We start from the raw sequence: 9,429 nt of genomic DNA on the forward strand, positions 1-9,429 counted from the left end.
GGGCGACCCTCGGACCCGCCCACCGAGACGTCCCTCCGCTGGCGGCTGCTTCCCCACAGCGTCGTGCGCATGGCGGGGTTCGCGTTCGACCGCCTCGACGTCCTGCAGGACACGGCCGTGACGAGTGCTGCCCTGGCGGTGCTCGAGGCGCGTCGTGCCCGCCAGGACGCGGCTCGCGGTCGACGAGCCGGCGAGTGTGGTGCCCTCAGCGGCGAGCAGGCGGCCCGTCTGGTCACCGAGGCCGAGCGGGAGTACGAGAACGCGCACGCGACGAGCTGCGCCGCCACCGGGTCACGTCTGCACCGGGAGTTCGCCGACGACCCCCTGCTGCGTGCCACGGTGATGCTGTCGAACGAGGACCTCTGGGCCCGACTCCGGCCGTGGCTCGACCGGACGCCCCCGGACGACCTCACTCGACGGGATCGACGGCACGTCGACACCCTCGCCCTGTACCTGCAACGCTGCTGCGCCAAGAACGACACGGCGAGCCACCACGGGCCCTTCGCCCCGGGGAGCGTGCACCGTGGCGCCACCGGGCTGCGTCTCTCGGGAGAACGCCACCGCCTCCCTCTCCTGTCGCGTCGAGCGACGTACGAGATCTGCGAGACGCTCCGCGACGACGCCACCCTCCGCCCCCACCTGCCGGTCCGCGTCTCGCCCGCCGTCGTCCGTCCGTCCGACCTGCCGCCCGGCGACGACTCGGTGCGCACGTGGATGGTGGAGCTGGACCACACCCGCCGCGCGAGCAGACTGCACGACGTCGCGACCGTCACACCTCTGCACCTGACCGGCGGACAGCACGCCCTGCTGGTCGACCTGCTGCAACGTGCGCGGGACGCGCGGGAGGTGACGGTCCGCGACGTCGAGCGCATGGCGCGTCGGCGAGGTGTCAGCGGGACGGACCTGGACGCGCTCTACCGCGATCGCGCGCTCGAGGTCGGGCCGCACGTGCCCTACGGCGAGCCCGACCCGCTCCCCCACCTGCTCGCAGCGGTACCACCCGACCATGCGGCGTCGAGCCTGCTGCACGAGTGCGGCGCGGCGGTGCGTGCCTTCGGCGTACGCCCCGCACCGGACGACGACGCGGCGCTGACGGCGGTGAACGACGCAGTGCGGTCGATCGTCCGTCAGGTCCGACGACCTGCTCGGGCGGCGACCTTCTACAGCGACCGCAGCTTCGTGCACGAGGAGTGCATCGGACCGCTCGAGGAGCTCAGGACCGGCGCTCGGGCCCACGCGCTGCTCGAGGACGCCCTGCAACCGGTCCTCGAGCTGTTCATGGCCCGGGCGCACCTGGCCCACCAGGCCCAGGTCGCCGCCTTCGCCGCGTGGTTCGACCACACCTTCGCCTCGTCCAGCGTGAGCGTCGAGACGTACGTCCGCGCACTCCTGGACGACGCGGCGGGTCTGGAGTCGATCGCGCACGAGGTCAGCAGCAGCGCGCTGCGCTCCGACGAGCGCCTCCGCGCCGTTCTCGACCTGGACCCGCTCGCCGCGCGACAGGTCCTCGACCCGGGCGTGATCCACCGGTTCCTGGACGAGGCGAGCGCCGGGACGCCCGTGCGCGGGCCGGCGATCTGCAACCCGGACGTGATGATCCACGCCGGCAGTGCCGGCGACCTGGACGCGGGTCGGTTCCGTCTCGTGGTCGGTGACCTGCACGCCGACGAGGACAACCTCACGCACGGACTCTTCGGGCCCTTCCTCGCCAGCCACGCGCCCGAGCTCCCTGACACGGTCCTGGCGGCGTACCGACAGCTCGTGGGTCCGTCGGAGCGACTGGTCGACGTGTGTCTCGCGCACCGCAACAAGACGTTCCTGCGTCAGCCGCTGGACCTCGTCGACCTCGAGCTGCAGGACCCGAGCCCGCGACCCTCGACCCGCCTCCGCCTCGACGAGCTGCTGGTCGTGCGCACCCCCCGGGGACTCGCCCTGCGCGAGCAGGGGCGTCCGGAGGACCTGCGGCTCGTGACGCTGCCCCTCGCGTGGTCCGGGGTGGAGATCAACCCCTTCGCCGTGTTCGGGTTCCCGCAGCGCGACGGGGCACCGCTCCTTCCCCTCGGGACGGAACGCCACCTCCCTCGACTCGAGCTCGGGCCCGCCGTCGTGCAGCGGGAGACGTGGGCCGTCGATCCGCGGACGGTGGCTCCCGGGTCCCCCACCACCCAGTTCCTCGCCGTCCAGCAGCTCCGACGCGACCACGGCATGCCCGCGCACGTCTACGCGAAGAGCGCCGACGAGCCGAAGCCCGTGTTCGTGGACCTCGACAGCCCGCTCCTCGTGAAGGCCTTCGCGGCGCTGTGCCGCGACACGAGCGAGGACGTGGTGGTCCAGGAGATGTTCCCGTCCCGCGCAGGACTGTGGGTGGACTGGGGCGACGGACCCGTCACGTCGGAGCTGCGGTGCACCGCCGTCACCGGACGAGCTCTCGACCCGGACCGAGGAGAGGAAGCATCATGATCACGCCCCCACGACCGTCGGCACCCCTGGAGCTCGTCCGCGGGACCGTCCGGGAGGGCACCGCGGACACCGGCATCCCGCCGCGCGAGGGATGCCCGCTCTCCCCCGTCGTCCTGCCGCGGGCGACCGAGCGCGAGGTCCAGCGGGCCGGTCTCGCTCTCCTCGACCTGTCGCGTCGCACTGTCCTCGACCTCGGCGACAGCACGCAGGCGCGGATGGAGGCCTTCGGGACCACGGCGGAGGACTACCCGTTGTTCAGCCGGGACCAGCAGTTCGAGGACCGCTTCTGCGACGTCTTCGCGCGTCCGGACTTCGTGGTCACGGACGCAGGCCCCCAGATCTTGGAGTTCAACGTGAGCGGCGCCGTCGGTGGTGTGCCGGAGCTGAGCACGTTGCAGAGCGCGCTCTCCGACGTCTACGCACGGGACGAGGGGGTCACCTGGGACTGGAGCGACCCGTACGACGATCGCGCGCGCACCTTCGCCGACGTGGTCCGCGCATGCGGCCTCGAGCCACGCGTGCTGGTGCTGGGCTCGGTGCGCGACCTCAAGCACACCGACAGCACCAAGATCTTCGACCTGGAGGTCGCCGCGTTGGACCGCGCCGGCCTGCAGGGCGACTTCGCGGAGCCGGAGGGCCTCGTGCCTCTGCTCGAGTCGCTCCCGGCAGGCGCCGTCTCGCACCCGCTCAGCCTCAGGATGTTCACGGTCCCCGAGTGGGCCGAGCTCGGCATCGACCTGACGCCCGTCCGGGAGTGGCTCGACCGTGGCTCGTGGCTGCTCACCTCCCAGACGTCGTCGTTCCTCGCCAACAAGAAGACCCTCGCCTGGCTCTCGGAAGGACTGCCCTGGATGACCGCGCGCGAACGCGAGCTGGTCGACCGGTACGTGCCCTGGTCGCGGGTGACCGGGGACCGGGACACCTCCCTGCCCGACGGCTCCCGCGGCGCGCTCGGCACCTACGCCTTGGCTCACCAGGACGACCTCGTCCTGAAGAAGGGCATCGGCATGCAGGGCCTCCAGGTCACCGTCGGCCGCGACACGACAGCGGCGGGGTGGTCCGACGCCGTCGAGGCGGCGGTCCGTGACACCGACTCCGTGGTGCAGCGGTACGTCGAGCCGTCGCTCCAGGAGGTGTGGATGAGCCACGGGCCTGCGGAGGACGAGGTGGAGCTGCTGCGGACGCGCCCCATCGTCAGTTACTTCCTGTTCGGTCGTCGCGCCGGGAGCGGGTGGGCCCGCTTCCGACCTGACGACACCTTCGGCGTGGTGAGCCGCGAAGGGTTCAACGCCTACGAGACCGCCATCGCACCCCGCGAGGAGACACCATGAACTCGACCACGGCACCACCGACGACGCCGCCCCGCCCGCCCGGCGTCGCGGAGCCATCGGGCTTCGCAGCCTCGGCAGCAGCCCTCTACGAGGACCTCGTCGCGGACGGCGCGACGTCCCACGTCGGCACGCCCTGCGGCATCCTCGCGCCGCTGTGGACCCAGGCGGAGAACGATCCTCGGGTGACGCTGACGACGATCTCGCGGGAGGACACCGCGCTCGCCTTCGCCGCGGGCCAGGCGCTCGCCGGGGGACGGCCGGTCGTGCTGATGCAGAACTCGGGCTTCGGGAGCTGCGTGAACGTCATGGCGTCCCTGGTCTGCGCCTTCGAGCTGCCAGTGACGCTCGTCGTGAGCCTGCGCGGCACCGGGGTCGACCACACGGCCGAGAACCGCGGCATGGGCGCTGTGACCCGGACGCTCCTCGATGCGTGGCGCGTCCCCTGCGTCGCGCTCGACGAGCCCGGCTCACGGGCTCCGCTCCACCGGCTCGACCCGGTCGGCCCTCGGGAGACGCTCCGCCCCGACCTGCCGTGCCTGACCAAGGACGAGCTCGTCGCGCACGTCGTGGAGAGGTACGAGGACCGGCCGATCGTCCTCACGACGGGCTACGTCTCCCGCATCGCCTACGGACTGCGCCCCGGTGCGCCGAACCACTTCTACATGGTCGGCAGCATGGGCATGGCGGCCGCGATCGCGCGTGGTGTGTCGTCGCGGTGGTCGGACCCGGAGCGCGCGCCGGTGGTGCTCGACGGCGACGGTGCGGTGCTCATGGGTCTGCACGGGTTGTTGCTGGAGCAGGAGACCACGGGCTGCCCGATCCTCCACCTCGTCGCCGACGATGCTGCGTACGCGTCCACCGGTTCCCAGGCGGTCCCCTCGAGCCGTCGCCGCATCAGGGACCTGGCCGATGCCGCCGGCTACACCCGTCCGGCGCTGGTGTCGGGCGACGAGGTCGATCTCGAGCGGGTGCTCGACACGGCCGATGCGACGGTCGCGGGCGGGCGCAGCACCTTGGTCCAGTGCCTGGTGCGCTCCGGGCCGCCGCCTCGCGCCCGCGTCGAGTCTGCACTCCCCGCGGTCGCCGAGGCCTTCGGCTCGTTCTGCCGGGACAGGGCGGACGGCCGCGCCCGCGGCGCCGACACAACCCGAAAGACGGACCGCCGGTGACGCGACGAGGACACCGCCGACGACCGGACGTCGCGGAGACGGGAGCGGACACGGCCGACCGGCAGCCAGCACGCGCCGACGAGGTCCCGCCGCGGTCCTACACCTCGCTGCTGCGTGATCCCCAGTTCGCGGGTCTGTTCCTCACCCAGGTGTGCACCGTCCTGGCGACGTCCGTGAGCGGTCTCTACCTCGGCACCATCGTGAACGAGGAGACGGGATCGCCGTTCCTCACGTCGTTCGCGATCTTCGCGCCCTCGCTGGCCAACCTGGTGAGCGCGGCGAGCCTCATGTCGGTCGCCGACACGCGGGCACCGCGTCGCACGATGACGCTGCTGCAGGTCGGGATCGCGGTCACGATCGGGGCACAGGCCCTGCCCGTCCCTCTCTGGGCACGGTTCGCGCTGCTGCTCCTGAGCGGCGCCCTGACCGCCCTGAGTGCAGGCATCCGACTCGGCCTGGTGAGCCTGACGGTCGGTCGGGCGGGCTACGCGCCGGCGAGGAGCCTGCTCAACCTCACCAACGGGGCGGTCCAGGTGACCGGGTACGCGTTCGGTGCGCTCCTCGTCCGCGTCGCGAACGCTCCCACGGTGTTCTGCGCGCTGGCCGCGCTCATGGCCCTGGCCGCGGTCGCGGTGGTCCTCTGCGTCCGCAGGCTGCCCCCTCGGTCCCCCGCGGGCCGGCCCCCCACCGACGCAGGCACCCGGAGCGCACGAGGTACCCGCTCGGCCCTCGGCAGCACCCACGCCGTCAACGCCTGGGTCCTGCGCCAGCCACGGACGCGCGTCCTCCTCCTCGCGTTGTGGGTGCCGAACGGTCTGGTCGTCGGTGCGGAGAGCCTGTTCATCCCCTACGCCGGCACGCACGCCGGCTTCCTGCTGGCGGCGGGGGCAGCGGGCATGATGGTCGGCGACCTGGTCGTGGGTCGCTTCGTCTCCCGTCGCGGGCGGGGTCGGATCAACGTCGCCCAACGACTGCTCCTCGCCGTTCCCTACCTCTTCTTCGTGCTCGTCCTCCCGTGGCAGCTCGCGACCGTCCTGGCCTTCGTCGCCAGCCTCGGCTTCTCGGCGTCGCTCCACCTGCAGGAACGCCTGGTCGAGGCCACGCCCGACGAGCGAGCCGGCCAGGTCCAGGGCCTGGAGGCGTCCGGGCGGACGGCCGGCCAGGGCGTCTGCGCCCTGGCTGCCGGAGCACTGGCCGAGCTGGTCGGCCCGGGGGCTGCGATCTCGGTGTTCGCGACGGCGTCGCTCGCGGTCACCCTCGTCCTCTCCCCGCTGCTGCGCCGCTCCGCCTCCGACTGACGACGCAGGAGGGCCCGGACCGTCGCGGTCCGGGCCCTCCTGTGCGTGCAGGGTGCGTCAGCGGTGCAGGTCGAAGCGGTCGGCCTCCATGACCTGGACCCAGGCGCCCACGAACTCCTCGACGAACGCGTCGGCGCCGTCATCGCTCGCGTACACCTCGGCCACGGCCCGCAGCTCGGAGTTCGAGCCGAAGACCAGGTCGGCGCGGCTGCCCGTCCAGCGGACGGCGCCGGCGGCGTCGCGGCCCTCGTAGATCCCGGCCTCGGGGTCCACCGACGTCCACGTGACGTCCATGTCGAGCAGGTTCACGAAGAAGTCGTTCGTGAGCGTGCCCGGGGCGTCGGTGAGGACACCGAGCGTCGACCGGTCGTACGTGGCGCCCAGCACCCGCAGACCGCCGACCAGCGCGGTCAGCTGCGGGGCGCTGACCCCGAGCAGGTTCGCGCGGTCCAGCAGCAGGTGCTCCGCCGGCAGCCGGTTGCCCTTGCCGAGGTAGTTGCGGAACCCGTCGGCCCGCGGCTCGAGCCACTCGAAGGACTCGACGTCGGTGTGCTCGAGGGTCGCGTCGACACGGCCCGGCGTGAACGGCACCTCCAGCTCGCGACCGGCCGCCTTCGCGGCCAGCTCGATGCCGACACCGCCCGCGAGGACGATGAGGTCGGCGAGGGAGACGTAGGTCCCCGACTCCGCCTGGATGCCCTCGAGCACGCCGAGGACACGACGCAGCTCGCCCGGGTTGTTGACCTCCCAGCCGACCTGCGGCTCGAGGCGCACCCGTGCACCGTTGGCGCCACCGCGCTTGTCGCTGCTGCGGAACGTCGAGGCCGACGCCCACGCGGTGCCGACCAGGTCGGTCACGCTCAGGCCGGAGTCGGCGACACGCTGCTTGAGGTCCGCGATCGCCGCGGCGTCGAGCGGGGCGCCCGTCGCCTCGGGCAGCGGGTCCTGCCAGATCAGCGTCTCCGCCGGGACCTCGGGGCCGAGGTAGCGGTCCTTCGGGCCCATGTCGCGGTGCGTGAGCTTGAACCAGGCTCGCGCGAACGCGTCGGCGAACGCGGCCGGGTCGTCCTTGTAGCGGCGCGAGATCTGCTCGTAGGCCGGGTCGACGCGCAGCGCCACGTCGGTGACGAGCATGCGCGGCTTGCGGTTCGGGCCGCCGTGGGCGTCGGGGATGATCGCCTCGGCGTCCTTGGCCTCGAACTGCCAGGCGCCGGCGGGGCTCTTGGTCAGCTCCCACTCGTAGCCGAAGAGCAGCTCGAAGTAGTCGTTGGACCACTGGACGGGCGTGCGCGTCCAGGTGACCTCCAGGCCCGACGTGATCGTGTCGTTGCCGTGGCCGGCGCCGAAGGAGTTCTTCCAGCCCAGGCCCTGCTCCTCCAGCGACGCGCCCTCGGGCTCGGCGCCGACGTACTTCTCGGGGTCGGCCGCACCGTGGGTCTTGCCGAGCGTGTGGCCGCCGGCGATGAGGGCGACGGTCTCCTCGTCGTTCATGGCCATGCGGCCGAACGTCTCGCGGATGTCGCGGGCCGCGGCCAGCGGGTCGGGCTCGCCGTTGGGGCCCTCGGGGTTGACGTAGATGAGGCCCATCTGCACGGCGGCGAGGGGGCGCTCGAGCTCACGGTCGCCGGAGTAGCGCTCGTCCCCGAGCCACTCGGTCTCCGGGCCCCAGTACACGTCGGCGTCCGGCTCCCACACGTCCTCACGACCGCCGGCGAAGCCGAAGGTCTCAAAGCCCATGGACTCCAGCGCCACGTTGCCGGTGAGCACGATGAGGTCGGCCCAGGAGAGGTTCTTGCCGTACTTCTTCTTGACCGGCCAGAGCAGACGGCGGGCCTTGTCGAGGTTGCCGTTGTCGGGCCAGCTGTTCAGCGGGGCGAAGCGCTGCTGACCGGCGCCCGCGCCGCCACGGCCGTCGTGCACGCGGTAGGTGCCGGCGCTGTGCCACGCCATGCGGATCATGAGACCGCCGTAGTGCCCGAAGTCGGCGGGCCACCAGTCCTGCGAGGTCGTGAGGACCTGCTCGATGTCGCGCTTGACCTCGGCGAGGTCGAGCGACTCGAACGCCGCGGCGTAGTCGAAGTCGTCGCCGAGCGGGTTGGCGACCGACGGGTTCTTCGCGAGGATCTTGAGGTTCAGGCCCTCGGGCCACCACACCTTGTTGGCGTCCTGGCGCGTCGGGTACGGCAGGCTGTCGTGCGCGACGGGGCACTGGCCCTCCGGCGCACCCTTGGCCTCCAGGGGGTCGTTCATCTCGCCGACTTCGGCGTTCGGCTTGTCGTGCTCGCTCACGATGTTCCTCTCAGGTGGGTGGACGGTGCGGACCGCTGCCCTCAGGCGGGCGCGGGAGTCTGGGGATCGCGCGGAGTCTCGGCCGACCCGGCGCGCGCACAGGCGGGGCAGGTGCCCCAGAAGATGACCTCGGCCTCGTCGATGACGAAGCCGTGGTCCTGCGACGGGACGAGGCAGGGCGCCTCCCCCGTCGCGCAGTCGACGTCGGCGATGGTGCCGCAGGTGCGGCACACGACGTGGTGGTGGTTGTCGCCGACGCGCCGCTCGTACCGGGCCGTGTGGCCGTGCGGCTGGATACGACGCACGAGACCGGCCTCGGTGAGCGCGGCCAGCGAGTCGTAGACCGCCTGGTGCGAGACGTCGGGGACGTCTCGCCGCGCGGCGTCGATGACGTCGCCGGTGTCGGCGTGCGGCAGCCGCTCGAGCGCCTCCAGCACGGCCACCCGTGGACGGGTGACACGCAGACCGACCCCGCGGAGGAGCTCGGCGACGTCGAGGTGCGGCATGACCTCGACTCTACCGGCTTTCTTGAACGAGTCAAGAAAGGACACGCGGTGTTCACCTGCTGCCCGCGTCCCCGTTCCTCGCCCGCGCGGACGAGCCGACGCCCCCGCCTGCACCTACCCTGGTCCGATGACGATCAGCGGCGCTCGTCGAGCCGAGTTCATCGAGTCCTTCGCCCGCGCGTGGACGTCGCGGGGCGCCTCGCGCACCGAGGGACGGATCGCCGCGTACCTGCTCCTCGACGAGTCCGACGGCGTCACGGCCGCCCAGATCGCCGCCGACCTCGACGTGAGCACGGGGTCGGTCTCCAACGCCACGCGCAGCCTCGCCGACGCCGGCTTCCTCCACCACGAGCGACGTCCCGGCGAGCGCGCGACC

At 72.4% G+C, this 9,429-nt stretch carries 7 protein-coding genes; 5 read left to right on the top strand and 2 right to left on the bottom strand.

Going from position 1 to position 9,429, the window contains the following annotated elements:
• Nucleotides 1–69: 69 nt before the first annotated feature.
• The 4 genes from A6Q79_RS13095 to A6Q79_RS13110 are packed head-to-tail and all read left to right on the top strand — an operon-like array spanning nt 70 to nt 6,258.
• Entirely contained in the window at nt 70–2,460 is a 2,391-nt protein-coding gene (locus tag A6Q79_RS13095) for a lantibiotic dehydratase (RefSeq protein ID WP_286690380.1), read from the top strand.
• Nucleotides 2,457–3,791 carry a hypothetical protein gene (locus A6Q79_RS13100; RefSeq protein WP_286690379.1) on the top strand — a complete coding sequence of 445 codons (1,335 nt, stop codon included), beginning with the start codon at nt 2,457–2,459 and terminating at the stop codon, nt 3,789–3,791. The genes A6Q79_RS13095 and A6Q79_RS13100 overlap by 4 nt, the downstream gene beginning before the upstream one ends.
• The gene (locus A6Q79_RS13105) at nt 3,788–4,960 is read left to right on the top strand and encodes a thiamine pyrophosphate-dependent enzyme (protein WP_317698590.1); all 1,173 of its coding nucleotides are present in this window, start codon (nt 3,788–3,790) and stop codon (nt 4,958–4,960) included. The genes A6Q79_RS13100 and A6Q79_RS13105 overlap by 4 nt, the downstream gene beginning before the upstream one ends.
• Complete coding sequence (locus A6Q79_RS13110; protein ID WP_067858920.1) at nt 4,957–6,258, top strand: MFS transporter; 1,302 nt, start codon at nt 4,957–4,959, stop codon at nt 6,256–6,258. The genes A6Q79_RS13105 and A6Q79_RS13110 overlap by 4 nt, the downstream gene beginning before the upstream one ends.
• A 57-nt stretch (nt 6,259–6,315) precedes the next feature.
• Here the strand turns inward: A6Q79_RS13110 and katG are convergent, their stop codons facing one another.
• Both katG and A6Q79_RS13120 read right to left on the bottom strand, forming a co-directional pair.
• Nucleotides 6,316–8,508 carry a catalase/peroxidase HPI gene (gene katG, locus A6Q79_RS13115; protein ID WP_286690393.1) on the bottom strand — a complete coding sequence of 731 codons (2,193 nt, stop codon included), beginning with the start codon at nt 8,506–8,508 and terminating at the stop codon, nt 6,316–6,318.
• A gap of 80 nt (nt 8,509–8,588) precedes the next feature.
• On the bottom strand, nt 8,589–9,053 hold the full coding sequence (locus A6Q79_RS13120) for a Fur family transcriptional regulator (RefSeq protein WP_067858923.1): 465 nt from the start codon (nt 9,051–9,053) through the stop codon (nt 8,589–8,591).
• Nucleotides 9,054–9,180: 127 nt separating this feature from the next.
• Between A6Q79_RS13120 and A6Q79_RS13125 the strand changes: the two genes are divergently transcribed.
• On the top strand, nt 9,181–9,429 hold a 249-nt coding region (locus A6Q79_RS13125), incomplete at its 3' end, for a MarR family transcriptional regulator (protein ID WP_317698591.1).

Origin of the sequence: Aeromicrobium sp. REDSEA-S32_B7, assembly GCF_001626145.1 — a bacterium.
Classification (GTDB): domain Bacteria; phylum Actinomycetota; class Actinomycetes; order Propionibacteriales; family Nocardioidaceae; genus Aeromicrobium; species Aeromicrobium erythreum.

What these genes read in the sequence shown, in the direction of transcription:
- A6Q79_RS13120 (WP_067858923.1), bottom strand. Translation starts at nt 9,053, where the DNA reads ATGCCGCACCTCGACGTCGCCGAGCTCCTCCGCGGGGTCGGTCTGCGT.
- katG (WP_286690393.1), bottom strand. Translation starts at nt 8,508, where the DNA reads ATGAACGACCCCCTGGAGGCCAAGGGTGCGCCGGAGGGCCAGTGCCCC.
- A6Q79_RS13105 (WP_317698590.1), top strand. Translation starts at nt 3,788, where the DNA reads ATGAACTCGACCACGGCACCACCGACGACGCCGCCCCGCCCGCCCGGC.
- A6Q79_RS13100 (WP_286690379.1), top strand. Translation starts at nt 2,457, where the DNA reads ATGATCACGCCCCCACGACCGTCGGCACCCCTGGAGCTCGTCCGCGGG.
- A6Q79_RS13095 (WP_286690380.1), top strand. Translation starts at nt 70, where the DNA reads ATGGCGGGGTTCGCGTTCGACCGCCTCGACGTCCTGCAGGACACGGCC.